At 66.9% G+C, this 26,336-nt stretch carries 19 protein-coding genes; 9 read left to right on the forward strand and 10 right to left on the reverse strand.

Translation table 11 applies throughout. From position 1 onward, the window contains the following. Positions 1-3 precede the first annotated feature (3 nt). The 4 genes from D9X30_RS02660 to D9X30_RS02675 all read left to right on the forward strand — a co-directional run bounded on the left by D9X30_RS02660 (position 4) and on the right by D9X30_RS02675 (position 5,221). Complete coding sequence (locus tag D9X30_RS02660; protein ID WP_153946264.1) at positions 4-3,201, forward strand: efflux RND transporter permease subunit; 3,198 nt, start codon at positions 4-6, stop codon at positions 3,199-3,201. A gap of 285 nt (positions 3,202-3,486) precedes the next feature. Further along, positions 3,487-3,996: a MotA/TolQ/ExbB proton channel family protein gene (locus D9X30_RS02665; RefSeq protein ID WP_153946263.1), complete on the forward strand. Its 510-nt coding sequence runs from the start codon at positions 3,487-3,489 to the stop codon at positions 3,994-3,996. After that, positions 3,993-4,358 carry a DUF2149 domain-containing protein gene (locus tag D9X30_RS02670; RefSeq protein ID WP_153946262.1) on the forward strand — a complete coding sequence of 122 codons (366 nt, stop codon included), beginning with the start codon at positions 3,993-3,995 and terminating at the stop codon, positions 4,356-4,358. Before D9X30_RS02665 ends, D9X30_RS02670 begins: the two co-directional genes overlap by 4 nt. Further along, positions 4,355-5,221 (forward strand): ChaN family lipoprotein, encoded by an 867-nt coding sequence (locus D9X30_RS02675; RefSeq protein ID WP_194946462.1) that lies wholly within the window; start codon positions 4,355-4,357, stop codon positions 5,219-5,221. Before D9X30_RS02670 ends, D9X30_RS02675 begins: the two co-directional genes overlap by 4 nt. Positions 5,222-5,382: 161 nt before the next feature. Here D9X30_RS02675 and D9X30_RS02680 read toward each other — a convergent pair whose 3' ends face one another. Continuing rightward, positions 5,383-6,861, reverse strand: coding sequence for a sensor histidine kinase (locus D9X30_RS02680; protein WP_153946261.1), 1,479 nt, complete (start codon positions 6,859-6,861; stop codon positions 5,383-5,385). Between the two features lies 1 nt (position 6,862). After that, on the reverse strand, positions 6,863-7,555 hold the full coding sequence (locus D9X30_RS02685) for a response regulator (RefSeq protein ID WP_092600542.1): 693 nt from the start codon (positions 7,553-7,555) through the stop codon (positions 6,863-6,865). A 213-nt stretch (positions 7,556-7,768) separates the two neighbouring features. Here D9X30_RS02685 and D9X30_RS02690 point away from each other — a divergent pair, with 213 nt between their 5' ends. Then, on the forward strand, positions 7,769-8,860 hold the full coding sequence (locus D9X30_RS02690; RefSeq protein ID WP_194946461.1) for an ABC transporter substrate-binding protein: 1,092 nt from the start codon (positions 7,769-7,771) through the stop codon (positions 8,858-8,860). Between the two features lie 54 nt (positions 8,861-8,914). Here D9X30_RS02690 and D9X30_RS02695 read toward each other — a convergent pair whose 3' ends face one another. Continuing rightward, positions 8,915-9,628, reverse strand: coding sequence for a TetR family transcriptional regulator (locus D9X30_RS02695; protein WP_153946260.1), 714 nt, complete (start codon positions 9,626-9,628; stop codon positions 8,915-8,917). A gap of 432 nt (positions 9,629-10,060) precedes the next feature. Here D9X30_RS02695 and D9X30_RS02700 point away from each other — a divergent pair, with 432 nt between their 5' ends. The 3 genes from D9X30_RS02700 to D9X30_RS02710 are packed head-to-tail and all read left to right on the forward strand — an operon-like array spanning position 10,061 to position 15,996. Continuing rightward, a complete protein-coding gene (locus tag D9X30_RS02700; protein WP_153946259.1) occupies positions 10,061-11,320 on the forward strand; it encodes an efflux RND transporter periplasmic adaptor subunit in 1,260 nt (419 codons plus the stop codon). Between the two features lie 39 nt (positions 11,321-11,359). Beyond that, positions 11,360-14,515, forward strand: coding sequence for an efflux RND transporter permease subunit (locus tag D9X30_RS02705; protein ID WP_153946258.1), 3,156 nt, complete (start codon positions 11,360-11,362; stop codon positions 14,513-14,515). Positions 14,516-14,517: 2 nt separating this feature from the next. Beyond that, a complete protein-coding gene (locus D9X30_RS02710; protein WP_153946257.1) occupies positions 14,518-15,996 on the forward strand; it encodes an efflux transporter outer membrane subunit in 1,479 nt (492 codons plus the stop codon). A 78-nt stretch (positions 15,997-16,074) separates the two neighbouring features. On the opposite strand, the gene D9X30_RS02715 is transcribed toward D9X30_RS02710, so the two are convergent. The 7 genes from D9X30_RS02715 to D9X30_RS02745 form a co-directional block, all read right to left on the reverse strand. Then, a complete protein-coding gene (locus D9X30_RS02715; protein WP_153946256.1) occupies positions 16,075-16,926 on the reverse strand; it encodes an OmpW/AlkL family protein in 852 nt (283 codons plus the stop codon). Between the two features lie 22 nt (positions 16,927-16,948). Continuing rightward, positions 16,949-18,172: a DUF2957 domain-containing protein gene (locus tag D9X30_RS02720; protein ID WP_228770810.1), complete on the reverse strand. Its 1,224-nt coding sequence runs from the start codon at positions 18,170-18,172 to the stop codon at positions 16,949-16,951. A gap of 120 nt (positions 18,173-18,292) precedes the next feature. Then, on the reverse strand, positions 18,293-19,681 hold the full coding sequence (locus D9X30_RS02725; RefSeq protein ID WP_153946254.1) for a DUF2957 domain-containing protein: 1,389 nt from the start codon (positions 19,679-19,681) through the stop codon (positions 18,293-18,295). 227 nt (positions 19,682-19,908) lie between these two features. Beyond that, complete coding sequence (locus tag D9X30_RS02730; protein ID WP_153946253.1) at positions 19,909-20,805, reverse strand: DUF1571 domain-containing protein; 897 nt, start codon at positions 20,803-20,805, stop codon at positions 19,909-19,911. Positions 20,806-21,025: 220 nt separating this feature from the next. Further along, positions 21,026-21,967 (reverse strand): TetR/AcrR family transcriptional regulator, encoded by a 942-nt coding sequence (locus D9X30_RS02735; protein ID WP_153946252.1) that lies wholly within the window; start codon positions 21,965-21,967, stop codon positions 21,026-21,028. A gap of 215 nt (positions 21,968-22,182) precedes the next feature. Further along, positions 22,183-23,778, reverse strand: a complete 1,596-nt coding sequence (locus D9X30_RS02740) for a GMC family oxidoreductase (RefSeq protein ID WP_153946251.1) — start codon at positions 23,776-23,778, stop codon at positions 22,183-22,185. Between the two features lie 19 nt (positions 23,779-23,797). Further along, entirely contained in the window at positions 23,798-24,418 is a 621-nt protein-coding gene (locus D9X30_RS02745) for a hypothetical protein (RefSeq protein ID WP_228770795.1), read from the reverse strand. A gap of 318 nt (positions 24,419-24,736) precedes the next feature. On the opposite strand from D9X30_RS02745, the gene D9X30_RS02750 reads away from it, so the two are divergent. Then, positions 24,737-26,311 carry a flavin-containing monooxygenase gene (locus tag D9X30_RS02750; protein WP_153946250.1) on the forward strand — a complete coding sequence of 525 codons (1,575 nt, stop codon included), beginning with the start codon at positions 24,737-24,739 and terminating at the stop codon, positions 26,309-26,311. Positions 26,312-26,336 lie beyond the last annotated feature (25 nt).

Below are 26,336 nucleotides of genomic sequence, written 5' to 3' on the forward strand. Positions count from 1 at the left end.
ACCATGTCGCTGTCCGAGCTCTGTATCCGCCGGCCCGTGATGACGGTGCTGCTGTGCCTGGCCGTCATTGTCACGGGCATCGTGCTGTACCCGACGATTCCGATCGCGGCCCTGCCGAGCTTCAACTCGCCCGTGATCCAGGTCACGGCCACGCTGCCCGGCGCCAGCCCCGAGACCATGGCCGCTTCGGTGGCCACGCAGCTGGAGAAGCAGTTCGCCACGATTCCGGGCGTGACGGTGATCAGCTCGTCCAACACGCTTGGCAATTCGAGCATCACGATCGAATTCAACAGCGACCGCAATATCGACGACGCAGCCGTGGATGTGCAGGCCGCGCTGTTCCGCGCGCAGCGGTCGCTGCCGATCGAGATGACGGTGCCGCCGTCGTACCGCAAGGTGAACCCGGCCGATGCGCCGGTGATCCTGCTGGCGATCAACTCGCCGTCGATGAGCCTGGGCGAACTGAACGCGTTTGGCGACAACCTGATCTCGCCCACGCTGGCCACGCTGCCCGGCGTGGCGCAGGTGCAGATCTTCGGCCAGAAGCGTTTTTCGGTGCGCGTGCGCGCCCACCCCGACGCGCTGGCGGCCCGTGGCATGACGCTCGACGAGCTGGCCACCGCCCTCAATCGCGCCAACGCGAACACGCCGGTGGGTACGCTGGACGGCGCGCGCCAGACGCTGACCATCCAGGCCAACCGCCAGATGACCAGCGCCGACGCATTCCGCAACATCATCGTGGCCAGCCAGCCCAGTGGCGCCGTGGTGCGGCTGTCTGACGTGGCCGACGTGGAAGACAGCGTCGAGACGATCAAGACCGGCAGCTGGCTCAACAACGAGCGGTCGATCGTGCTGGCCGTGCTGCGCCAGCCCGACGCCAACACGGTGGCCGTGGTCGATGCCATCAAGGGCGCGCTGCCGCGCCTGGTGCAGCAGATGCCGGGGTCGGTCAACGTGAGCGTGGTGAACGACCGCTCGAACTCGATCCGCGAGTCGATCCACGACGTGCAGTTCACGCTGGCGCTGACCGTGGCGCTGGTGGTGATGGTGATCTTCCTGTTCCTGCGCCGGGCGGCGGCCACGCTGATTCCCACGGTGTCGCTGCCGATTTCGCTGATCGGCACCGTGGCGCTGATGAAGGCGTTCGGCTACAGCCTGGACAACGTGTCGCTGCTGGCCATCACGCTGGCCGTGGGCCTGGTGGTGGACGACGCCATCGTGATGCTCGAGAACATCGTGCGCCACATCGAGGAAGGCGTGCCGCCGCTGAAGGCGGCGCTGGTGGGGTCACGCGAGATGGGCTTCACCATCCTGTCGATCTCGATCTCGCTGGTGGCGGTGTTCATCCCGATCTTCTTCATGCCGGGCGTGATCGGCCTGCTGTTCCACGAATTCGCCGCGGTGGTGTCGCTGTCGATCCTGGTGTCGGCGCTGGTGTCGCTGACGCTGATTCCGATGCTGTGCGCGCGCTTCCTGTCGGCCGAGAACGTGCCGGTGGACGAATCGCAACATGCCTATGGGGATCACGCGCCCGGCGCGCCCCTGCATCAGGTGCAGCAGAAGCAGACCATCGGCCTGCGCGCCACGCAATGGTTCGAAGACCTGTTCGAGTGGACGCTGCACAAGTATGCGCGTGGCCTGGACTGGTGCCTGGCGCACCGCCGCGTGGTGCTGGCGGCAGCGGGTTTGACGTTCGTGCTGACCGCCGTGCTCTTCGTGAAGATCCCCAAGGGTTTCTTCCCCGAGGAAGACATTGGCCAGATCCAGGTCAACGCCGAAGGCCCGCAGGATATTTCGTTCGACGCCATGTCAGACCGCCTGCGCGATGCGGCCGAGCGCATCCGCGCCAACCCCGCGGTGAAGAGCGTGGTGGCGTCGATTGGCGGCGGACCGTCGCCGGCCATCAACACGGGCCGCATGTTCGTGGAGCTGAAGCCGCTGGGCGAGCGCCCGAAGATGCCGCAGGTGGTGGAATCGCTGCGCAAGGATGTGTCGGGCGTGCCGGGGCTGCAGGTGTATTTCTCGCCGGTGCAGAACCTGCGCCTGGGCGGCCGGCAGAGCAAGAGCCGCTACCAGTACACGCTGCAGAGCGTGAAGTCGGGCCAGTTGCAGGAGTACAGCGACAAGCTGATGGCGAAGATGCGCGCCGAGCCGGTATTCCGCGACGTGACCAGCGATTCGCAGCAGTCGGGCCTGGAAGCCCAGCTGACCATCGACCGCGACAAGGCCAACGCGATGGGCGTGCAGATGCAGGACGTCCGCGCGGCGCTGTACACGGCCTTTGGCGAACGCCAGGTGTCGACGATCTATACGCCAATCGACAACTACTACGTGATCCTCACTGCCGCCGATGTCGATCGCGTGGACGAGACCGCTTTCTCCAAGCTTTACGTGCGCAGCAAGACCGGGCAGATGGTGCCGGTGTCGGCGTTCGCCACGACCGAGCGCCGGGTGGGCCCGATCGCGGTGAACCACCAGGGCCAGCTGCCGTCGGTGACCGTGTCGTTCAACCTGGCGCCGGGCGCGGCGCTGGGCGATGCCTCGAAGCTGATCGACCGCTTCAGCCGCGAAATCGAGATGCCGTCGTCGATCTTCACCAGCTGGGGTGGCGACGCCGCCGTGTTCCAGTCGTCGCAGGCCACGCAGGTGGTGCTGCTGGTGGCGGCCATCGCGGTCATCTACACGCTGCTGGGCGTGCTCTACGAGAGCTACATCCATCCGCTGACCATCCTGGCCGGGCTGCCGTCGGCGGCCATCGGCGCGTTGCTGACGCTGTTCCTCTTCAACGTCGAACTGTCGCTGATTGCAACAATCGGCGTGCTGATGCTGATCGGCATCGTCAAGAAAAACGCAATCATGATGATCGACTTCGCGCTGGCGGCCCAGCGCGAACAAGGGATGGCGCCGCGCAAGGCCATCCGCCAGGCCTGCCTGCTGCGCTTCCGCCCGATCATGATGACCACGTTCGCCGCCGTGATGGGTGCCCTGCCGCTGGCCCTGGGCCTGGGCGCTGGCGCCGAACTGCGCCAGCCGCTGGGCCTGGCCGTGGTGGGCGGCCTGCTGTTCTCGCAGGTCATCACGCTGTTCATCACGCCGGTGATCTACCTGGCGCTGGACCGCTACTCGGGCACCGGCCCGTTGCAGATCGACTCGGAAGGCAATCTGCTGGAAGAGAAGCAGCCCGAGCCGGTTGCACACTGACTGACACCACGCGTGTGCCCCCGTCCCGCGCGGGACGGGGCGCCACTCCGGTCCGCCATCCCCGCCTTCTCTCCGACTGATTCCCGAGAACAGGTGCGCAATTCACCTGTCACAGCCATCGTGCCGATGCTATCTTGGCTGGCCCGGGGCCATGCCTTGGCAACTGCAACACCTGGCGTCGGGCCGGGCGGCGCAGATTCGCATATCGATCTACACGAAGAATTAGATTTCGACATATATGCGTTCGATTATTCATTGCATAGATATCCGTCATCGCGCTACACCATGACCCCTACCCTGCTTGAAACCTTGATGTACGACGTTGGCCAGCTGTTCCTGTATCCGACGCTGGCGCTGATCGGGTTGCTGTTCCTCTACGCGTTCTGGGCGCTTGGCGATTTTGCGATGCAGGCCTGGCTGCGCGGCCGCCATCCCGTCAGCTCGGGCCGCGGCTATCCGCTGGTCGCCTGGGCGCGCCGGCACAAGGTGAGCCACCCCGACGCGCTGGACGTCACGGCGCACAAGCTGCTGGAACGCCCGCGCATTGCCACGCGCGTGGCACCGATGCTGGGCCTGGTGGCCACGATGATCCCGATGGGGCCGGCGCTCAAGAGCCTGTCCGGCGGGAATCTGGCCAATGTGGGCGAGAACCTGACCATCGCGTTCTCGGCCGTGATCCTGGCGCTGATCGCGGCCAGCATCACGTTCTGGGTGGTCAATGTGCGCCGGCGCTGGCTGGCCGAGGAACTGGTCTGGCTGGGCCAGTCGCACCCGCAATGGGAGTCCGAGGCATGAAGTTCCTGGAGGAGAGCGAGGCAGACGATCCGATCCTGTCGGTCGTCAACCTGATCGACGTGTTTCTGGTGGTGATTGCCGCCCTGCTGGTGACCATCGCCCAGAACCCGCTCAATCCGTTCACGCACCAGGACGTGACCATCATCTCCAACCCGGGCAAGCCGAACATGGAGATCGTGTCGCGCCAGGGCGAGAAGATCGTGCGCTACCAGGCCAGCGGCCAGGTGGGGTCCGGCGACGGCATCAAGGCCGGCGTGGCCTATCGCATGAAGGATGGATCGATGGTCTACGTACCCGAGACGCCGGCGGCAGCGAACGGCGGCACCCAGGCACAAACGCAGCCGGAGCCCGCCAGGCCATGATGCGCACACCCATTGCCCTGCTGGCGATGGTGGCGGCCGTGGCGCTTGCCACCGGCTGCGCATCGACCGCCGTGCCGCCGCCGCCCGCCACGCCGGCCGCGATCGGCCTGATGTTCCCCGACAAGTCATACGTGCTGCTGGGCGAAGTCCACGACAGCGCGCCAGCCCAGCAGCAGCGCCTGCAGGCGCTGACGCGTGCGGTGGAAGCGGGCTGGCGTCCGGCCATCGCGATGGAGCAGTTCGACCGCGAGCGTCAGCCCGATATCGAGCGGGCCCGGCGCGAACGGCCGCACGATGCCGACTACCTGATCGAACAGGCGGCCGGCAGCCAGAGCGGATGGGACTGGGCGCTGTACAAGCCCGTGGTGGCGCTGGCGCTGCAGTACGACTTGCCGCTGCGTGCGGCCAACCTGTCGCGCGCCGACGCGGCAAGGATCGTGCGCGGTGGCTATGGCGATGTCTTCCCCACGGACCAGCAGGCGGCGCTGGGGCTCGATGGCGCGTTGCCTGCCGACATCGTGACGGCACAGACCGCCGTGCTCGACGCCGGCCACTGCGGCCATTTTCCGCAGGCCATGTTGCCGGGCATGCTGAACGCGCAGGCTGCGCGCGACGCCGTGATGGCGCAGACGCTGCGGCCTTACGCCAGCCGGGGCGCCGTGCTGATCGCCGGCAACGGCCACGTGCGGCGCGACATCGGCGTGCCGCGCTGGCTGCCCGAGGACGGTTCGCGTGTGCTCAGCGTCGGGTATATCGAATCGGATTCGCCCGACAAGGGCTTCGACGTCGTGGTGCGCGTACCGGCGAAGGAGCGCGACGACCCGTGCAAGGGGGCGGTGATGGGGAAGCCGATGAAAGAGTGAGCCGCCTGCCTGCTTGCATTGCTCCCCTCTCCCATGAAATGGGAGAGGGGTCGGGGGAGAGGGCATTGAGGTTCTGCTTGTCGAATACGGGATTGGATGCGCCACGCCCTCTCCCCCAGCCCCTCTCCCGCTCGCGGGAGAGGGGAGCCGGACAGCAGTAGCTAAGTATCCGCCAGCGCGAAACTCAGCTCCGCGCGCAATCCCCGGCCCTGCGTGGCATCGCGCAGCGTCACCTTGCCGCCAAACCTGGCCGCCATCTCGCGCGTGATCGCCAGCCCGAGACCCGACCCCGGCTCGGTGTTTTCCACGCGCCGGTAAAAGCGCGCAAACACCTTCTCGCGTTCGCTCTCCGGAATGCCGGGGCCATCGTCCTCGACCACCAGCAGCGCGCGGCCTTCGCGTTGTGCCGCCGATAGCGTGATGCGGCTGCCGCGCCCCGAGTACTGGATCGCGTTGTGTACGAGGTTGGCCAGCGCCTCGCGCAGCAGGGCGGCGTCGGCACGGACCGGCAGCGCCAGGCCGGCAGGCCGCTCCCATCCAAAATCCTGCTGCTTGCCACGTGCCAGCGGCAGGTAGTCCAGCGCGACGTGTTCGGCCACCGTGACGGCGTCGATGATGCCCGCTTCGTCGTCCTGCGTGGCGCCTTCGCGACCGGGTTGCCGCACGCGCGCCAGGGCCAGCAGCTGGTTGGTCAGGCGCGCCGCCTGTTCCAGCTGCGTGACGATGCCGCCGACGGCTTCGGCGGCGGCTTCGCGGGCCGGCTCGTCGTGCCGCATCTGCAACTGCCGCTGCGCGAATTCGGCCTGGGTCTTGAGAATGGCCAGCGGCGTGCGCAACTGGTGCGCGGCGTCGGCAATGAACTGCGCCTGCGATTGCGCCATGGTCTCCGAGCGCGATACGTGCAGGTTGACCGCATCGACCAGCGGCCGCACCTCCACGGGCACCACGTCGAAGGCCAGTGGCGCGAGATCGTCGGGCGAACGGGCGCGGACGTCGTCGCGTACCCGTTGCAGCGGCTTGAGCACGTAGGTGATGCCGCCGACCAGGATCACGGCCGACAGCACGATCAGCGCGATATCGCGCAGCAGTGCGCTGCGCCAGACGTTGCCGATCAGGGCGGCGCGCGGCTCTGCGGTTTCGGCCACCTGGATGATGACGCGCATGTTGGCGTCGGGCCGGTAGATGGGCCGCGCCATCGTGGCGACGCGCACGGGATCGCCGTGGTAGATGGCGTCGTTGAAGCGCGGCACGTTGTTGACCAGCGGGCCCTTGGGCAGCGGCAGGTCGTCGTAGCCGGTCACGGTCTCGATGCCGCCGCCGCGTTCCATCGATACGCGATAGAACACATGGGTCTGCGCGGCTGTCTCGAACATCTCCATCGCCGCGTCGGGCAGCGTGAGCTGCACGCTTTCACCAGCCATGCCGATGGCGTTGTCGATGGTGCGGATGGAGCCGTACAGCGAGCGGTCGTAGGCCGTGTTGGCGGCATCGCGCAGGGTGCCGTAGGTGAACCAGGTGTCGACAGCCATCATCAGCGCCAGCGCCGGTACCAGCAGGATCAGCAGCTGGCGACGCAGGCTGCCGCGCAGCCACAGCCGCACCGGCAGGCGGGCGCGCTGGCGCAGGTGGCGGCGCCACATGTCAGGCTCCGGCCCTGGGCGGTTCCGTGGCTTCGGGTTCCAGCAGGTAGCCGAACCCGCGCAGCGTGACGATGGTGACCCCGTGGCCGGTCAGCTTCTTGCGCAGGCGGTAGACCAGCACTTCGATGGCGTCGGGGCTCACGTCGGCATCGAGCGAGAATACCTTGTCCAGCAGTTGCGCCTTGGTCAGCGGCTGGCCGCTGCGCGCCAGCAGGGCGCCGAGCAGCGTCGATTCGCGCGGGGTCAGCGACAGCGGTGCGCCGCCCAGCGTAAAGCTGCGGGTCTCGCCGTCGAACACCAGCGTGCCGCATTGCAGGCGCGGATGCGCGCGGCCGCGGCTGCGGCGGATCAGGGCGAGGATGCGGGCTTCGAGTTCGGCGATGGCGAACGGCTTGGGAAGGTAGTCGTCGGCGCCCAGGTTCAGGCCGCGCACGCGTTCATCGAGTGTGTCCTGGGCGGTCAGGATCAGCACCGGGGTGCGGTCGTCGCGGCCGCGCATGGACTTGAGCACTGCCAGGCCGTCCTTGCCGGGCAGGCGCAGGTCCAGCACCACGGCGTCGTACTCCTCTGCCATCAGGCGCGCTTCGGCCTGCAGGCCATCGGCGACGTGCTCGATCACGAAGCCGCCCTGCTCCAGCGCACGTGCCACCCAGCGGGCCAGTTCCACTTCGTCTTCCACCAGCAGGATGCGCATGCCGGACCTCCTCTGCCCGCTCTTGTCGTGTCTCGCGGGCCGCCCCTGCGTGCCGCGGGCGCCTATAATACCCCCGCCCTGCCCGCAGGTGTCTGCTGGCTGCCTCGCCCACGTCCGCACACCATCGTCCTGTCTTCTCCGCCGCCCGTGCCGCCCCCGCCCCCGGAACCGTCCTGCTTCACACGTCGCCAGTTGCTGCTGGCAGGTGGCGCCATGGCCATGGGGCTCCCGGCGCTGGCCCAGCCAGGGCCGCGTGTGCCGGATGGATATCCGGGCGACTACGCCGACGTCATCGCCCGCGCCCAGCGCGAGGGGGGCGTCACGGTGTACGCATCCACCGACCTGGAAGTGGTGCAGCCGCTAATCCAGGGGTTCGAGGCGCGTTATCCCGGCGTGCGCGTGCGCTACCAGGACCTCAACACGCTGGAACTGCATGAGCGGTTCCTGGCCGAGAGCGCGGGCATGGGCCCGGCGCCACCCAGCCGCGACGCCGCCTACGCCGACGTGCTGTGGAGCACGGCCATGGACCTGCAGATCAAGCTCGTCAACGATGGCCATGCACAACGCTACGAGTCGCCCGAGCGCCCCGGTCTGCCCAGCTGGGCGGTGTGGCGCGACGAAGCCTGGGGCACGACGTTCGAGCCGGCCGTCATCGTCTATAACCGCAAGCATTTCGCGTCGGCGCATGTGCCGGGCAGCCGCAGTGGCCTGGCGCGCCTGCTGCAGGAGCATGCGCCCCAGTGGCGCGGCAAGGTGGTGACGTACGACGTGGAGCGTTCGGGGGTGGGCTACCTGCTGGCGCAGCAGGACGCCCGCATGGGCAACGAATTCTGGTACCTGGCGCAGGCGCTGGGGCGTGCCCAGGTGCAGATGTCGGCATCGACGGCCGATATGGTCGAGCGCATCGCCAGCGGAGAACTGGTGCTCGGCTACAACCTGCTGGGGTCGTACGCGCTGTCGCTGATGGAGCGCGGCGCCGGTATCGGCGTGATTGCGCCGCGCGACTACACGCTGGTGATGTCGCGCGTGGCATTTATCGCGCGCCGGGCGCCGCGGCCCAATGCCGCCCGGCTATGGCTCGATTACCTGCTGTCGCGCGCAGGCCAGGCGTTGCTGGGGCAGTCCACGTCGCAGCTCTATACCATCCGCACCGATACCGACAGTGCGCATACGGCCAATGCCCTGGCAGAGCGGCTGGGCTACGCGCTCAAGCCGATCAGCGTGGGGCCCGGCCTGCTCGCTGCGCAGGATGCCCTGCGCAAGAAGGCCTTCCTCGCGCGTTGGCGCGAGGCCCTCAAGGGTTGAGTCGGGCGGGGTCGGTGGTGGGGGCGGCAGGGCTGAAGCTGCCGGCACCGGATGCTATTCGGCGGCGACCTGCGGCTGGCGCTCGCACAGCGCCGCCATTTCCTGGTCCAGTGGCGCCATCGGGCGCGGCACGTAGCCCACGCGCAAGGCCGGGGACAGGCGCAGCGTATCGATGAAGGTGTCCGCCAGGCGCTCGGCCTCGCGGTTCAGGTCGAAATCGGTCGGAGAGAACAGCCAGTGGGCCAGTACGCCGCCGATCGCGGCGTGGAATGCCATCACGGCCAGGTCCAGATCCAGGTCCGCCGGCAACTGGCCGCGTTCCATCGCCAGGCGCAGATGCTCGCGCATCTTGACCGTGCCGTCCTGGTGCGACGCGCGCTGGCGTTCGAAGATGGCGCCGTTGTCCTCCACCATCTCGCACTTGTGGAAAATGATCTCGAAGACGCGGCGCCACTGGGGATTGGTGACGGTCTGACGGAACACGAAGGCGCAGATGTCGCGGATGCCGCCGAGCGGATCTTCCTGCAGCGCCAGCCGCTCGGGCGCGCACAACGCTTCCACGGGCAGGTTCACGCGGTCCGCCATGGCGGCGAACACGTCGCTCTTGTTCTTGAAGTGCCAGTAGATCGCGCCGCGCGTGACACCGGCCGCCTCGGCGATGTCCGCCAGCGACGGGCGCGCCACGCCACGGGCGTGGAACACGGCCTCCGCCGCATCCAGAATCCGGTTGCGCGTCTCGAGTGCTTCTTCCTTGGTACGTCTGACCATTTCCTCTTTTCCCGGGGCCAGGGGATGGCCGTCCGGGTCTCCTGATGCCAACGCGCAAATGCGCCGAAGGCCTTCTCTTTCCAAATTGCTCTACCGCACCGGCGGCCGCATCGTACCTTGAATGGAACAATCGTGCTTACAGGGGCGGAACATTCCAATGCACACAACAGGTGCCATGTGTTGCTAACTGCGCTAATTTCGTAACCGGGACTTACATACATGCGCGAATGTATCTATACTACTCGCCTGTCCGGATTTCGGCCAAGCCGTTTTTTTGGCCGGTTGCGGTGATCAGCCAACCGCAAACCTTGTGTCCGATCGACTCAAGCATCACTTTTTTAGCCGCCGCGCCCCGCCCCCGGGGCGCGCCTGCTTCCAGCCCGGCGTTGGGGGCGGCGCGGCAGATCTCAAATTTTCATCATGGGGTTATCGATGAGGAAGTCCCAACGTATCCGTAGCGCAGCCGTTGCTGCCGCCGTCACTGCCGCTGCCCTGGCGCTGTCTGCCTGTGGCCAGAAGGCGGCTCAGGGCGGCGCGATGCCGCCGCCGGAAGTGGGTGTGGTCACCGTCACGCCGTCCGCGGTTGCCGTCGTCAATGAACTGCCGGGCCGGCTCGAAGGTGTGCGCACTGCCGAAGTGCGTGCGCGCGTCGAAGGCATCGTCCTGTCCCGCAATTACACCGAGGGCGGCGAGGTCAAGGCCGGCCAGGTGCTGTTCCGCATCGATCCGGCCCCGTACCAGGCGCAGCTGGCCTCGGCCAAGGCGCAACTGGAGCGCGCCGAAGCCAATGCGGTCTCGGCGCGCCAGAAGGCCGAACGCTACAAGCCGCTGGTGGCCGTGAACGCGGTCAGCAAGCAGGAATATGACGAGGCCGTGGCCGCCGCAGGCCAGGCCAATGCCGACATCGCCGCCGCCAAGGCCGCCGTGACCACGGCCCAGATCAACCTTGGCTACACGACCGTGACGTCGCCGATCTCGGGCCGCGTAGGCCGGGCACTGGTGACCGAAGGGGCGCTGGTCGGCAAGGGAGAAGCCACCAAGCTGACCACCGTCGAGCAGGTTGACCCGATCTGGGTGACTTTTACGCAGCCGGCTTCGGAAGTGGCGCGCCTGCGTGCCGCCATCGAATCGGGCAAGGTCAAGGGGGTGAACGGCGGGGCCAAGGTGCATCTGTACCCGGAAGCTGGCGACAAGGAATACGCCGCGACGGGCAAGCTGCTGTTCTCGGACATGACCGTCGACCCGACGACCGGCGCCATCACGCTGCGGGCCGAATTCCCGAATCCGAAGCGTGAACTGCTGTCGGGCACGTTCGTGCGCGTGAAGATCGAGCAGGGTGTCGACGAGAACGCGCTGACCGTGCCGCAGCGCGCGCTGATCCGCAGCGCCCAGGGCGCCAGCGTGCTGGTGGTGGGCGCCGACGGCAACGTGGCCGCACTGCCGGTCAAGGCGCCGCAGGCCATCGGCGACCGCTGGGTCGTGACCGAAGGCCTGAAGGGCGGCGAAAAGGTGATCGTGGAAGGCCTGCAGAAGGTGCGCCCGGGCGCGCCGGCCAAGGCCGTGCCGTTCCAGGCCCCGAAGACGGCCGATGCCCCGGCATCGGCGCCGGCCGCCACCGCGCAGGGCGACAAGCCCGCCGCGGACGGCAAGGACGCCAAGGCCGACGACAAGTCGGCCGCCAAGCAGGGCTGATCGGGCCCTCGACCAAAGCCATAAAAGGGAGCCAGTTTCATGGCGAAGTTTTTTATCGACCGGCCGGTGTTCGCGTGGGTGCTCGCGCTGATCATCGCGCTGGGCGGTCTGTTGTCGATCGTGCAGTTGCCGATTGCGCAGTACCCCAATATCGCCCCGCCGATCATCACGGTGACCACCACCTACCCCGGTGCGTCGGCCAAGACGATCGAGGACTCGGTGATCACGCCGATCGAGCAGGAGCTCAACGGCGCACCCAACCTGCTCTATTACGAATCGCAAAGCGAATCGTCGGGGCTGGCCACGATCAACATCTCGTTCGCGCCGGGCTCGAACGCCGACCTGAACTCCGTGGAAGTGCAGAACCGCCTGAAGCGCGTGGAAGCGCGTCTGCCGGCGGAGGTGCGCCAGCAGGGCGTGCGGGTCGACAAGGCCGGCAACAACTACATGATGTTCATCACGGTCTCGTCGAAGTCGGGTAAATCCGACGCGATCGAGCTCGGCAACTTCGTGTCGGCGCAGGTGGTGGATTCGATCCGCCGCGTGCCCGGCGTGGGTGCCGCCGACCTGTTCGGCACCGAGTACGCGATGCGGATCTGGCTGGACCCGGCCAAGCTGACGGGCTACAACCTGACGCCGCTGGACGTGACCGCTGCCGTGTCGGAGCAGAACATCCAGGTGGCCGTGGGCGAACTTGGCGGCACGCCGTCGCCGCGCGGCACCGAGCTGAACGCCACGGTCAACACCGAAAGCCGGCTGACCACGCCCGAACAGTTCGCCAACATCCTGCTGCGCGTGAATCCGGACGGCTCGTCGGTACGCATCAAGGACGTGGGCCGCGTGGAACTGGGCGGCGCCGACTATTCGACGCTGGCCCGCATCAACGGCAAGCCGGCTTCGGCCATCGCCATCAAGCTGTCGCCCACGGGCAACGCGCTGGCCACGGCCACCGCCGTGCGCGCGAAGATGGACGAGCTGCAGCGATTCTTCCCGCCCGACTACGAATTCAGCGTTCCCTACGACACGTCCGCGTTCGTGAAGATCTCGATCGAGGAAGTGGTCAAGACGCTGCTCGAAGCCGTGGTGCTGGTGTTCCTGGTGATGTACCTGTTCCTGCAGAACTTCCGGGCCACGCTGATTCCGACGCTGGTGGTGCCGGTGGCGCTGCTGGGGACGTTCGGCGCCATGCTGGCGTTCGGCTTCTCGATCAACGTGCTGACCATGTTCGGCATGGTGTTGGCCATCGGTATTCTGGTGGACGATGCCATCGTGGTGGTCGAGAACGTCGAGCGGATCATGAGCGAGGAAGGTCTCTCGCCACGCGAGGCAACCCGCAAGGCCATGAGCCAGATCACGGGCGCCATCGTCGGCATCACGCTGGTGCTGACCGCCGTGTTCATCCCGATGGCCTTCTTCTCGGGCTCGGTCGGCAACATCTACCGCCAGTTCTCGCTGTCGCTGATCTCGTCGATGGTGTTCTCGGCCATCCTGGCCCTGACGCTGACCCCGGCCCTGTGCGCAACGCTGCTCAAGCCGGTCGAGGCAGGCCATCATCACGAGAAGAAGGGTTTCTTCGGCTGGTTCAACCGGACGTTCGCCACGGCGTCGACCGGCTACCAGGGCATCGTGGCGCGCATCCTCAGGCGCTCGGGCCGCTACCTGATCGTGTACGCGGTGATCATCGCCGGCGTGGTCCTGCTGTTCCAGCGCCTGCCGTCGTCGTTCCTGCCTGACGAAGACCAGGGCTACATGATCACGGTGGTGCAGCTGCCCACGGGCGCCACGCAAGAGCGCACGATCGGCGTGCTCAAGCAGATCGAGGACTACTACCTGCAGAAGGAATCGAAGGTGGTGGACCAGATGATCACCGTGGCGGGCTTCTCGTTCTTCGGCCGTGGCCAGAACGGCGGCATTGCGTTCGTGCGGCTGAAGGACTGGAAGGAGCGTCCGGGTGCGGACCAGACCGCGCAGGCCCTGGTGGGCCGTGCATTCGGCGCGCTGTCGTTCATCAAGGACGCGATCATCTTCCCGCTGAACCCGCCGGCCATTTCCGAGCTGGGCAACTCGTCGGGCTTTGACTTCCGCCTGCAGGACCGGACTGGCCAGGGCCACGCGAAGCTGATGGAAGCGCGCAACATGATGCTCGGCATGGCCGCGCAATCGCCGGCCCTGGTGGGCGTGCGTCCGGAAGGCCAGGAAGACGCGCCGCAGCTGCGCATCGACATCGACCGCGAAAAGGCGCGTGCGCTGGGCGTGGCGGTGGCGGACATCAACCAGACGCTGTCGATCTCGTTCGGCTCGTCGTACGTGAACGACTTTATCTACGAAGGCCGTGTGCGCCGCGTGATCGTGCAGGCCCAGGGGTCTGACCGCCTGCTGCCCGACGACCTGGGCAAGCTGCGCGTGCGCAATGCCAACGGCGACATGGTGGCGTTCTCGGCGTTCTCCACGTCGCAGTGGGTGATGGGCTCGCCGCGCCTGGAACGCTACAACGGCATGCCGGCCGTGAAGCTGGCAGGTCAGGCCGCACCCGGCAAGTCCACGGGCGAGGCGATGCGCGTGATGGAAGAGAACTTCGCCAAGCTGCCGCCTGGCTTCGGTTTCGAGTGGTCGGGCCAGTCTTATGAGGAACGCCTGGCCGGATCGCAGGAACCGATCCTGTACACGCTGTCGCTGATCATCGTGTTCCTGTGCCTGGCGGCCCTTTACGAGAGCTGGTCGATCCCGGTATCGGTGCTGCTGGTGGTGCCGCTGGGTGTGATCGGTGCGCTGCTGGGCGTGACGCTGCGCGGCATGCCCAACGACGTGTACTTCAAGGTGGGCCTGATCGCCACGATCGGTCTGTCGGCCAAGAACGCCATCCTGATCGTGGAATTCGCCAAGGACCTGCAGGCGCAGGGCCGCAGCCTGGTCGATGCCACGCTGGAAGCGGTGCACCTGCGGTTCCGCCCGATCCTGATGACGTCGATGGCGTTCATCCTGGGCGTGCTGCCGCTGGCCATCTCCACGGGGGCGGGCTCGGGCAGCCAGCGCGCCATCGGTACCGGCGTGATGGGCGGCATGATCACGGCCACGTTGCTGGCCATCTTCCTGGTGCCGGTATTCTTCGTCGTGGTGCGCAGCCGGTTCAAGGGCAGCCGCGCCCAGCACGAACGTGAGCAGGCGCGCCTGGAAAGCAGCCAGAGGGAAATCTGACAATGACCAAGACTTTGACCACATTGCTGCTGGTGGCCGGGGTGATGAGCGGCTGTACGCTGGCGCCGCACTATGACCGCCCCGCCGCCCCCGTGGCTGGCAGCTATCCGGCTGCGCCGGAGGGTTATGCCACGGCCGAGGTGAAGAGCGGCGAAACACGCCAGGCCACCGATATCGGCTGGCGCGAGTTCTTCACCGATCCGCGCCTGCAGACGCTGATTGCCACGGCGCTGGAAAACAACCGCGACCTGCGCACGGCCGCGCTGCGCATCGAGGAAGCGCGCGCGCAGTACCAGATCCAGCGCGCCGACCTGCTGCCGACCATCAACGGCAACGCGAGCTTCCAGCGCGGGCGGTTCTCGGGCACGACCTCGGGCGTATCCCAGTCGTTCACGGGCAACATCTACCAGGTGGGCCTGTCGGTGACGCAGTGGGAGCTGGACTTCTTCGGCCGCGTGCGCAGCCTGTCGAATGCCGCGCTGGCACAGTACTTCTCCACCGAGGAAGCACATCGGGCCGCCTATATCTCGCTGGTGTCGGAAGTGGCCAAGTCCTATCTGGCCGAACGCGCCGCCGCCGAGCAGTACGACCTGGCGCGCGAGACGCTGGAGGCGCGCCAGAGCACGTACGAACTGTCGAAGAAGCGTTTCGATGCCGGTGCCACTTCGGCGCTGGACCTGCGCGACAACGAATCGCTGGTGGCCCAGGCGCGCGTTTCTGCCGCGCAGCTGGCGCGCCAGCGTGCGCAGGCGCAGAACGCGCTCGAAGTGCTGGTGGGCAAGCCGATCGCCGAGATCCCGAACCTGCCGGCGCCAATGCGCCTGTCCGACGAGCGCATCATCAGCGACATTCCCGAGGGCCTGCCCTCGGAACTGCTGACGCAGCGTCCCGATATCCGCCAGGCCGAACAGGCGCTGCTGTCCGCCAACGCGAACATCGGGGCGGCACGCGCGGCGTTCTTCCCGCGGATCACGATGACGGCCAGCGCCGGGAACATCAGCACGTCGTTCACCAGCCTGTTCGACAACGGTGCCGGCGTGTGGTCGTTCTCGCCGCAACTGGTGCTGCCGATCTTCGACTACGGCCGTAACCTGTCGAACCTGGATCTGGCCAACGTGCGCAAGAACATCCAGGTTGCCAACTACGAGAAGACGATCCAGACCGCGTTTGCCGAAGTGGCCGATGCACTGGTGGCGCGCGGCACGCTCGAAGAGCAGGTGGCGGGCCAGGAGGCGCAACGCAATGCGGAAGCCGCGCGCTACGAGCTGTCGCGTCTGCGTTTCCGCAGCGGCGTGGCCAGCTACCTGGACGAACTCGATGCACAGCGCCAGCTGTTCTCGGCCGAGCAGGCACTGGTGCAGGCACGGCAGCTGCGCCTGACCAATGCCATCGACCTGTATCGCGCACTGGGCGGCGGGCTGAAGGAAACCGGCGCGGTGGCCCAGGCGGCGCCGCAGCCGGCGACGCAGACCACGCAGTAACGGATCGATCCGGAAGCAGACGCAAACAGGGCGAGGCCGCGATGGCCTCGCCCTTTTTCTTGCGCGCGTGACAGCCGCTCAGAACTTGTATGTCGCCGCCAGGAAGAAGACCAGCGGATTGGGCCGCAGCGTGGTCTTCGATGTTGACAGCACGGTGCCGTCCGATGCCTTGATCGTCATCGTGGATTCCGATTTCAGCGGAATGTAAGTCACCGCGCCGGTCACGCCCCAGTGCTCGTTGACGTTGTACGTGCCGCCGACGTTGAAAACCGGCGCCCATGACGACGAGGCATCGGCGCTGACCGAAGTCTGCCCCGGGATGCCGGCCCCCGCCGCCAGGATGGCGCCCAGGTTGTTGTTGACCGACTGGGCGAAGGCCGGATTCACCTTGATATCGGTGAAGAAGTTATACGACACGCCGACGCCGACGAACGGCCGGAACGTCACCCCGGGCGAACGGAAGTGATACTGCACCATGGCGGCGGGGCTCCATTGCCGCGCCTGCGTGATGATCGGATTCAGCGACGGGTCTCCCAGGCTCTGGTGGCCCAGTGCGCCGGCCGGTCCCGGCGGAATCAGCTCGCCATGGCCGTAGATCTTGAAGGTCGGCGGAATGCCGCCCACGGCGGTAATGGCGATGTGGTCGGTCACGAAGTGACTAAACGTGAGACCCAGCGTGTCGGCGTTCGACGACGACAGGCCGCTGCCCGGGGCCGAGAACGTCGACGGCAGTCCCAGCGGATAGTTGATTGGCACATCCACCACGTTGGTGGTCAGCGGCCCGCTGGTGCCAAAGGTCTGGATATGGAACCAGCCGGCCGACACCACGTTGTCGCCTGCCTTCTGGGCGTGGGCGGGCGCGGCAAGGCACGCGGCAACGGTGGCGCCCAGGGCAAGAAGGTGCTTCACGGCAAGTCGCTTGTTCTGCATGGTCATGTCTCCCTGGTTCCTGTTATTCGACGAACGCGCCGATCGTGAAGTACGGGCTGCCGTTGCGGTTTTCCAGGAATCCGAACACGCCGCCAGTGAACATCAGCTTGCCGGTGATGCCGGGTGTGCCCTCCTTGCGCGTGGTGGTGATCACGCCTGCAGTGGTCTGCGAGAAGTCGAGCTTCAGCGCAACGGCGCGCGTGGCGTCCGAGGGGTGGAACGGGTCGAGCATGGCGGCATCCGCGCCCACCAGTGCCGTGGTCTTGTAGTCGAAGTTGCTGTCCACGCCGACGTACTCGCCATTGACGGTGCCCTGCGTGGCGGCCACGGCAGGCGCCATCATGCCGATGCCGATCTCGTCGTCGGCGCCCAGCGGCAGCTTGTCGGCGCTGGCATAGCCCACGCGGATCATCACCGGCACCAGTTGTCCGCGCAGCTTGCCGACAATCAGGTACGCGCGGCCCATCACATTGCCCAGCGTCGGCGGCTGTTCGCCTTCATAGTTGGTCGACACCAGTGCGCCATCCGATTGCGCCACGAACTTGTTGCCCTTCTGCTTGCAGGTGCCGCCCGCCTTGTTGTCGCAGACCGTGAACGAGCCATCGGCAGCCAGCGACATCCTGTAGTCCTGCGCCACCTGGGCGAAGTTCTTCGACGGGATCTCGTGGAAGCCCGATCCGTTGTAGAGCCCGGCGATCTTGCCCAGGTCGGTCTCGGTCTGCGCGAAGCCGATGAACTGGAAGTACGGGAACGTGGTGTCGGGTACCGCGCCCGCACCGAGCAGGCCGTTGAACTGGATGCGGGCGCCCGGGATGGTGCCGCCCATCACGCCCTCGCCCAGGAACAGCTTGGCCGGGCGGGCCGGGTCCAGGCTCGCACCCTGCAGCACGAAGGCGCACTGGTTCAGCTTCTGCGTCGGCAGTCCGGTTTCCTGCGCCAGCGTGCCGGTCATCACGTTCTTGCCGCCGGTGGGGTCCGAGCGCGTCGGCGACACGGTGCCCGTGGTGCGCGGCACCGACGAATCCAGGAACGTCACGGCCCAGGTCTTCTGGGTAGTGTCGATCTGCACCTTGACCAGCTCGCCGGAGCCGGTGCCGCCGATATACGGCGTCGAGTAATCGACCGATGCAGGGCACAGGCGCGGCGTCACCGCGGCGGGCGTGCTGCCGCCGCCGCCATCGCCGCCCCCGCCGCCGCAGGCGGCCAGCAAGGCGGTGGTGACGAGCGCCAGCGCCAGGCGCGGCATCCAGGTCCGCTGCGAGGGGGCGCCGGCGGTGCGCGGCGAATGCGATTGCGGCAGCTGCATGATGATGTCTCCTTGGTGCTTTCTTATGTGTGAGGCAGGGTTCTGGATACGCGGCGCGCGCTAGCGGTTGGCCACCGCGCTGACGCGGAAGGTCGGATCGGAGGCGTCGCCGAACAGGTGGGCGTACACGGGGCCGGTGGTGATCAGCGCACCGGCCTTGCCGCTGTTGTCGACCGTGCTCACCACGCCGGGCCGCGTGGCCTGCGTGAGATCCATCTGGAAGCCGCCGATCGGCGTGAGTGACGGGTCTTGCGGATCGAGCCAGGCACCGACGTTGTCGTGCAGCGACGACGCCACGTACTTGAAGTCGCTGCCCGCTCCGATGTAGCCGCCCTTGAGGGCTGCGGCGCTGGTCGCCGTGGTCGGCGACAGCAGCGCGATGCCCGATTCGTCGTCGACGCTGAGGATGATGTTGGAAATGTCGGAGAAGTCGACGCGCGCGTAGCCCACGCGTACCAGCAGCGGCACCAGCTTGCCTTCGAGCTTGCCCACGATCAGCACGCCTTTGGCCAGCGTCTGGTTGCCGGCCGCGAACGTCTGGGTGAAGAAGAACGGATACGGTTTCAGGCCGCTGGAGTCGAAGCTCTCGAAGGCGCCGTCGGTGTCTGCACGCAGCTTCCAGGCCTTGCCGGTGGTCACGCAGTTGCCCGAAGCCACCATGCAGGTGCCGTCCGGGTTGAGGGTCTCCACCTTGTTGGCGACCGTGGGCACGAAGTGGTTCGTCGAGAGCGGATTGCCCCCTGACGGAATCAGGTGGTAGCCCAGCACGTTGTAGCTGCCGGCCACCTTGCTGAAATCGGTCTCGGTTTCGGCAAAGGCCAGCACCGGATACATCGCGAAGGTCGTGGCGGGGATGGCGCCAAAGCCGGGGACGGCGTCGGTGCCGCCGAGGCCGTTGTACTTGATCGTGGCACCCGGAATGCCGCCGCCGGCCACGCCATTGCCGACGAACAGGATGGGAGGATGGGCCGGATCGATGAGCGCCTGCGACGTGCCGTCTGATGCCGTCGCGGTCTTCAGTTCGAATGCGCAGTGGTTCTGGGCTTCAGTGGGCAATGGCCGGGTGGGATGGGACATCGTCCCGGTGATGGTGACGCCGGCGCGCGTCGGGTAGATGTCGGCAGTGGTCTTCGGCACCGGCGATTCCAGAAACTGGATGCGATACGTGCCCTTGGTGCTGTCGAGCTGGATCTTCACGAACTCGCCTGCGCCCGATCCGCCGGTGTACGTGGTGCGGTAGTCCAGCACGCTCGGGCAGATGGCGGCCACGGGCTGGTTGACCGTGGGGCCCGACTGGCTGCACGTTCCATTGGTGGCGCATTGCTGCGCGGTGGCTTGTGGCGTGCTGCTGCCGGGGTCTCCGTCGCCGCCGCCGCAGGCGGACAGCGCGATCGTCAGGCTTACCCCAGCCAGGCAAAAGGCGGTGCGTCGAAAGTTCGACAGTTTCATGGTGGTCTCCTTGTTCTTATGACGGGCGCACCGGCACTGGCCGAGGTGTCGCACGGTGGTCGGAATCTCGCGTTTCAAGCGCCTGCGCGCAATAGAGCGCATGTTCCAAACATTGCCGCTGTGCCGTCTGCCGTTGTCCGCCAAGCGCCTCGCGCCGTTGTTCAAACCGTGTGCACGGCCCGACGTGCGCATATTCAAACGGGGGGTGGCGCCTGGTGCCGGCGGTGTCAGAACTTGTATTCGCTGTTGGCGGGGTCGAATGCCGAGGCATCGAAGGTCTTCTTCACAGCCTTTTCGAAGACGATCTTCTCGACCATGTTGCCGTCGGTGTCCCAGGCCGTTTCCATGCGCGGCCACGGATGCTTGAGGTCGAACATCAGCTGCACCTTCTTGGCGTAATACCTGGGCGCGCCTTCGGGCAGGTCCCAGGTCAGCGCCACCATGCGCGTGCCCTGCTCCTGCACGATCTCGGTGCGGGTGTACTTCTCGGACAGGCCCGCGGCGCGCAGCGTCTTGGCGTCGCGCTCCAGCATCGACAGCACGAACTGGAAGCCCAGGTCGCGCACGGTATGGTTCGATTGCGATTTCGCCAGCGTGCCGTCGATGGCCGTCCAGATCGACGTGAAGCCCATGATGCCGCCCAGGTGGCCGTACATCTCTTCCTTGCGCCGGGTCTCGTCGTAGATGATTTCCTGTCCGGCCTGCACGCCGTTGGGCAGCCACTTCGCATAGAGCTGGCGCGGCATATGGCGGTAGCGGATCATCATGCGCGCGGGCTTGTCCTGCCACTGGCCGTTGAGCCGCTCCTGGCGCGTCATCCAGTATTCGTACTCGGGATAGCGGTTGATTTCCTGCCGCGCCCACGTCAGCAGCGCCTCGGGCTGCAGGGCGTCGAACACGGCCAGCACCTGCGCATCGGTCATCGCCGCCAGTTCACCGCTGGCAATCTGCTTGCCGAGCAGCGCGGTCTGTTGCGATGTGGGCAGGCCGTCGTACGGCGTGGGCGTACGGGCCGATTGCGCGGCCGGCGCGCCCTGCGCGTGGGCTTCGAACAGGCTGCCGGGCGGCGTGGCCACGAATCCGAGGATGCCGCCGAACGCGGCGATCACGAACATCTGCTTCATTGCGAGTCTCCAGTGTGTTTTGCTTTCTTCAGGCAAGACGGGGCCCCTCCGGCCGCGCGGAACACGGCAGGCTGGATGCGCACCGGAACCGCGGCGCGCAGCGGGTCACGCCTCGCGGTGGGCGTGGCGGATCGACAGGTCGGTGGTGAAGGCGACGGTTACCGTCGCGGCTCGCCGCAGCGCGCGCCGCGGTCCCGGTGGAGACCGCGGCGGCGTGCCGCTATGTCCTGGGGCGGGTACGCATCCAGTCGTCGAGCGGATTGCTGGGGAAGGTGGCGCAATGCTCGCGGCGCACCGTCATGCTGGCGGTGGGCGGGCGCGTTGCGGATTCGCTGCGCGCGGCCCGTGCGCTGCGTCGTGCGCGGCCCATGGCGGCAGCCGTCGCGGCAGCAAGCTCCTGGGCCTCGTTTTCGGCCGTGGCGGCCATCGCCGCAATGCTGGCCTGCTCGTCGGCCTGCTGGGCCTCGCCGATCTCGAATACTTCCTGCAGGGCGCCAAGCTCCTGCACCGCCGGCGATGGCGCCTTGAGGGCGGCCACCACCATCGATGTCAGTTGCGCCAGCACCTGCGCATCGCTCATCCGCTTGCCTTGCGTGAACGCAGGCATCAGGTTGCCGAGCTCGTCGCCGGCCAGCACACCGGCCAGCGCCTTGAGGGCGAAGTGCAGCCGCCAGCCAAGCTCCTGCCGTGGCACGTCGGGCAGCGCGCGCGCAAACGCTTCGAAGAAGCGTCCGAACACGGGTGCGTAGTGCCCCATCAGCCAGGACTGGATGAACGGTGAGGTATCGGAATACACGCGCCCAAGCAGGCGCAGGAATGAGGGGCCGCCAATGTCGGGCTCGCGCGCCATCTGCAGCGCGGGCACGAACAGGGCGCCCATCACATGTTCGCAGCGGATGGCGTTGCCGGGCCAGCGTGCCTCGCAGGCATCCAGCAATGCAAGCCGCCGCGTGTTGAGCGGATCCAGTCGGCGGCTCAACACCGACTGCATCATGATTTCCTTGCTGCGGAAGTGATAGTTGACGGCGGCCAGATTGACGATCGCTCGGGACGTTACCTGCCTGAGCGAAGTCGCTTCATAGCCAACCTCAATGAACAACTTCTCGGTCGCATCGAGGATGCGAGCCTTGGTATCTCCTGCCGTGGTTTTCCCGGTCTTCATGGGGGCGTCTCTCGCTGAAAAACCGCTGTGGACCCCTGCAAAAAAAAACTACAAATCCACAACCGTCCGCTCCTTGCTCTGTTGGCATACGGATGCTTCAAACGGTTGTAGGGAGCCTATCCAGCGCCCCGAGCGTTTCACAAGACCATTTTTCGAAGACATGCTCTAAATTGCAAGTCCCTGCCACGCACCGCGTTTGCCTGGCAGTCCTCCGGTCACGCCATGATGGTCTTGCGCAACACAGAGGCATTCTGCGCCGTCAATGCGAAGACTGACAACTGGGGGTTGGCCCCGATGCTTGTCGGAAACACCGAGCCGTCGAACACGTACAGATTCTGCAGATGATGGTGGCGGCCGGCACTGTTCACCACACCGCGGGCAGGGTCTTCGCTCATCGCGCAGCCGCCCATCAGGTGGGCGCTGAACAGCAGCACGCGGAATTTCTTCAGCGGCAACTGGCCGATGGCGTCGCGGGCCTGCGCCCACGTCGTGTAGTCGCTGCCATCGAGGTGGGCCGGCCGTACGCGAACGGCGCCGGCCGCGAACTGGGACTCGGCCATGCTGAGGTACGCGCGCCGGACACCATCCCATAGGTAGTCGCTCACTTCGTAATCCAGGATGGGGCTGCCGTCGTCGGCAATTCTGACGCGGCCGCCCGAGCTGTCGGGTACGAACCCGTCGCGCAGCAGGGCCAGCATGGCGTTGGTATGCGGCAACGCGGCCATTTCGCGCTGCAGCGCCCGCCCCATGCCATTGAACACACCCGCGCTGATGCCCGGAAACATCGGCGGTACTTCCAGCTTGTACCCCATCGGCCCCGTTGCGCCGTCACGCCACTGGAAATGGTCGGAAGCCACCGATTGCGGTGCGCCATAATATGGATCGATTTTCTCCGGCATTTCGGCAATGCTTAAATTCACTGGATGAATAAAAGTGCGCTGCCCGACCCGGTCGTGTGGATCGGGAACGCGCGAGCGCAGCAGCAGCGCCGGCGTGTTGATGGCCCCGCCGGCGGCGATCACGTACCGGGCCCGTACGCTGACACTGACGCCGGTCGGGGTGTAGCCGTCCTGCCCCAGGGCGTCGCCAGTCAGCCCGCTTGCGACCTTGCCGTCGTGGTCGATGGTCCGTACGCGCAGCCGGTGCACCAGTGTGGCGCCGCGCGCCAGCGCGCTCGGCAGGGTCGACACCAGCATCGATTGCTTGGCGTTGACCGGGCAGCCGAGCCCGCAATAGCCGGAATTCCAGCAGCCCTTCACGTTGCGCGGAATCACGTGCCATTCCCAGCCCAGCTTTTCGCAGCCACGCCGCAGCACTGCGTTGTTCGGGTTCGGATCCATCGCCCACGGCGCCATGCCCAGGCGTTCCTCGATCTGCGCGAACCAGGGCGCCATGTCGGCCTGGCCGTGGCCTGCCACCGCGTGCTCGGCGGCCCAGTGCGCCAGCGTCTGCGGCGGCGTGCGGAAGCTGGACGACCAGTTCACCGTGGTGCTGCCGCCCACGGCACGGCCCTGCAGGATCGAGATCGCGCCATCTGACGTGGCGCGGGCGGCGGCCTCCTGGTACAGGTCGCGATAGGCGCGCGCTTCGTCCATGTCCCGGAAGCTGTCCGAAGTATGCAGGCCACCCTCCTCGAGCAGCAGCACGGTCAGCCCGGCGTCGCTGAGCACCTCGGCGGCGATGCCGCCGCCCGCGCCGGTGCCGACGATGGCGACGTCGGCGTCAAACGTACGGGGCGCGGTGAACGTGGCGGCGTCGAGCACCTTCCAGCCGGACGCGATGCCGGCGCTGTAGATATCGTTGATCGGCATGTGGAAATCCGCTGGAAACTCAGCTGTGAAGGGCGCGATAGATCGCGGGATTGGGGCCGGGGTAGCCGCTGGCCGTCCAGGTATCGGGCAGCACGAAATAGGCGACGCTGGCCAGCTTCACCAGCACCACGCCGCCGGCATTCAGCGTGGCGAAGCGGCTGCCGCGCCAGCGCGCCAGAAAGGCTGTCATCTGTTCGGGCGTGGCCTGGTCCCAGGGCGCCCGCACGCCTGCCAGCGCCCATCGCAGCGGCGTGCTCGCCAGCAGATCCAGCAGCTTGCGCAGTTCGCGCTGGCCGTTCTGGCCCATGGCGGCGATCGTGCCGTCGATGTTCTTCATGGCTGCATCGACGCGCCGGCCGCGCGCGGCGGCGTCGAGCGTCTGCAGGTCGATCGCCACGGCCGGCAGCAGCGCGCGAAACAGCGCGATATCGGCGGGCCGCAGAAAGGCCATGTCGGGCGGCGGCGGCGTGTTGGCCGCCGAGCAGCCAGTCAGCGCGGGCAATAGCGTCGAGCACGCGATGGCCGCCGAAAAGCCTGCCCCCACCTTCAGGAACAGGCGGCGGGATGCGTCATGCGGTTCGTGCGAATCGGGCAAATCGGGCGAAGCGGACGGTGCGGTCGCGCGGGCAGGTGTGGGCATCGTGTCTCCGTGATGGGTTTCTTGTGGTGGCGGCGTTGCGATTCTGCCGAAGCGCCGGAAAATATTTCGCCCTGGTGCACGGGTTTCAAACGCACGACTGAGCCGGGCGCCCGAGGCGGGTCTTGCGGCACGAACGTCGTTTAATGTGATGCCAACGACGCTGGAAAACCGCCAAAAATAGAACGATTCTTCAAACCACCGCATTGACCGGCCCATATTCGGTGCCTACGATGACATCGTTCAATGTCACGATCAACGGTGTCGACGACGTCCCGCCAACCGGCCATGACCCGTCGCGCCGCACCGGAAAGCCGCCCCATGAATGCACCTCTGGACCTGCAGGCTCATCTTCCGACCGAAGCGGAGCAGGCCTGCGACATCGCCATCATCGGCAGCGGGTTTGCCGGGCTCGGCATGGGTATCCGTCTCAAGCAGTCGGGCGTGGATGACTTCCTGATCTTCGAGAAGGCCGATGCAGTGGGCGGCACGTGGCGCGACAACCACTACCCTAGGTGCGCCTGCGACGTGCAATCGCATCTCTATTCGTTCTCGTTTGCACCGAATCCCGACTGGTCGCGCATGTTCTCGACGCAGCCCGAGATTCGCCGCTACCTGGAACATTGCACCGACCGCTTCGCGCTGCGCCCGCATCTGCGGCTGGGCCACGAACTGGCGCACGCCGAATGGGACGCGCCCGCCGCGCTCTGGCGCCTGCGGATGCGCGATGGCCGCAGGGTGCGTGCCCGCGTGCTGATCGCCGGCATGGGTGGTCTGAGCCGGCCATCGATTCCGGATATCCCCGGGCTGGATCGCTTCGCCGGCACCGTGTTCCATTCGCAGCAGTGGCGCCATGACTATCCGCTGGCCGGCAAGCGCGTAGCCGTGATCGGCACCGGCGCCAGCGCCATCCAGTTCGTGCCGCAGATCGCGCCGCAGGTGGCGAAGCTCGACCTGTACCAGCGCACGCCGCCGTGGATCATGCCCAAGCCCGACCGTCAGGTGACGGCCGCCGAGCGATGGCTGTTTCGCCATCTGCCCTTCACGCAGGCGCTGGTGCGCACCAGCCTGTACTGGATGCTGGAATCGCGCGTGCTTGGCTTCGTGGTGCACCCCAAGTTGATGAAGGCCGTGGAACGCGTGGCGCGCCGCCATCTGAAGAAGCAGGTGCGAGACCCTGCGCTGCGGCGGACGCTGACCCCGAACTACACCATCGGCTGCAAGCGCGTGCTGATCTCCAACGACTATTACCCGGCGCTGACGCGCAGCAATGTCGATGTGGTGACGACGGGCATCGACCACGTCGCGCCCGACGCCGTGGTGCTGCGCGACGGCACGCGCCGGCCCGCCGACGCGATCATCCTTGGCACCGGCTTCCATGCCACCGATCCGCTGCCGCGCGGCGTGATCGTCGGCCGGGACCGGCGCGACCTGCTGGATGCCTGGCGCGATGGCGCCGAGGCGTACCTGGGCACCACGGTGGCCGGCTTTCCGAACCTGTTCATGATCGTCGGCCCCAACACCGGCCTGGGTCATAGCTCGATGGTCTTCATGATCGAGTCGCAGGTGAACTACGTGCTCGATGCGCTGCGCCAGATGCGCCAGGAGCGCGTGCAGGCCGTAGACGTGCGCCCGGCCGTGCAGGCCGCGTTCAACCGTGGCATCCAGCAGAAGCTCGGTCACGCGATCTGGGCCGCCGGCGGCTGCGCAAGCTGGTACATCGACCCCCGCAGCAAGAAGAACACCACCCTGTGGCCGGGCTTCACGTTCCAGTTCCGCCGTGCCACGCAATCGTTCCGCATGAGCGACTACGAACGCTGGCCCGTGCGCCACGCCAGCGTCGAACCGCTGGCGGAGACCGATCCGACCGGACAGGCTGCGCCGATCCGCGCCTGACAGGGGCGCCCCGCGCACCCGCAGG

The organism is Cupriavidus sp. U2, from assembly GCF_009663685.2.
Taxonomy (GTDB): Bacteria; Pseudomonadota; Gammaproteobacteria; order Burkholderiales; family Burkholderiaceae; genus Cupriavidus; species Cupriavidus necator_C.

What these genes read in the sequence shown, in the direction of transcription:
- D9X30_RS02715 (WP_153946256.1), bottom strand. Translation starts at nt 16,926, where the DNA reads ATGCAGAACAAGCGACTTGCCGTGAAGCACCTTCTTGCCCTGGGCGCC.
- D9X30_RS02735 (WP_153946252.1), bottom strand. Translation starts at nt 21,967, where the DNA reads ATGAAGACCGGGAAAACCACGGCAGGAGATACCAAGGCTCGCATCCTC.
- D9X30_RS02750 (WP_153946250.1), top strand. Translation starts at nt 24,737, where the DNA reads ATGAATGCACCTCTGGACCTGCAGGCTCATCTTCCGACCGAAGCGGAG.
- D9X30_RS02710 (WP_153946257.1), top strand. Translation starts at nt 14,518, where the DNA reads ATGACCAAGACTTTGACCACATTGCTGCTGGTGGCCGGGGTGATGAGC.
- D9X30_RS02705 (WP_153946258.1), top strand. Translation starts at nt 11,360, where the DNA reads ATGGCGAAGTTTTTTATCGACCGGCCGGTGTTCGCGTGGGTGCTCGCG.
- D9X30_RS02675 (WP_194946462.1), top strand. Translation starts at nt 4,355, where the DNA reads ATGATGCGCACACCCATTGCCCTGCTGGCGATGGTGGCGGCCGTGGCG.
- D9X30_RS02690 (WP_194946461.1), top strand. Translation starts at nt 7,769, where the DNA reads ATGGCCATGGGGCTCCCGGCGCTGGCCCAGCCAGGGCCGCGTGTGCCG.
- D9X30_RS02680 (WP_153946261.1), bottom strand. Translation starts at nt 6,861, where the DNA reads ATGTGGCGCCGCCACCTGCGCCAGCGCGCCCGCCTGCCGGTGCGGCTG.
- D9X30_RS02745 (WP_228770795.1), bottom strand. Translation starts at nt 24,418, where the DNA reads ATGCCCACACCTGCCCGCGCGACCGCACCGTCCGCTTCGCCCGATTTG.
- D9X30_RS02700 (WP_153946259.1), top strand. Translation starts at nt 10,061, where the DNA reads ATGAGGAAGTCCCAACGTATCCGTAGCGCAGCCGTTGCTGCCGCCGTC.
- D9X30_RS02740 (WP_153946251.1), bottom strand. Translation starts at nt 23,778, where the DNA reads ATGCCGATCAACGATATCTACAGCGCCGGCATCGCGTCCGGCTGGAAG.
- D9X30_RS02670 (WP_153946262.1), top strand. Translation starts at nt 3,993, where the DNA reads ATGAAGTTCCTGGAGGAGAGCGAGGCAGACGATCCGATCCTGTCGGTC.
- D9X30_RS02685 (WP_092600542.1), bottom strand. Translation starts at nt 7,555, where the DNA reads ATGCGCATCCTGCTGGTGGAAGACGAAGTGGAACTGGCCCGCTGGGTG.
- D9X30_RS02725 (WP_153946254.1), bottom strand. Translation starts at nt 19,681, where the DNA reads ATGAAACTGTCGAACTTTCGACGCACCGCCTTTTGCCTGGCTGGGGTA.
- D9X30_RS02730 (WP_153946253.1), bottom strand. Translation starts at nt 20,805, where the DNA reads ATGAAGCAGATGTTCGTGATCGCCGCGTTCGGCGGCATCCTCGGATTC.
- D9X30_RS02695 (WP_153946260.1), bottom strand. Translation starts at nt 9,628, where the DNA reads ATGGTCAGACGTACCAAGGAAGAAGCACTCGAGACGCGCAACCGGATT.
- D9X30_RS02665 (WP_153946263.1), top strand. Translation starts at nt 3,487, where the DNA reads ATGACCCCTACCCTGCTTGAAACCTTGATGTACGACGTTGGCCAGCTG.
- D9X30_RS02660 (WP_153946264.1), top strand. Translation starts at nt 4, where the DNA reads ATGTCGCTGTCCGAGCTCTGTATCCGCCGGCCCGTGATGACGGTGCTG.
- D9X30_RS02720 (WP_228770810.1), bottom strand. Translation starts at nt 18,172, where the DNA reads ATGCCGCGCCTGGCGCTGGCGCTCGTCACCACCGCCTTGCTGGCCGCC.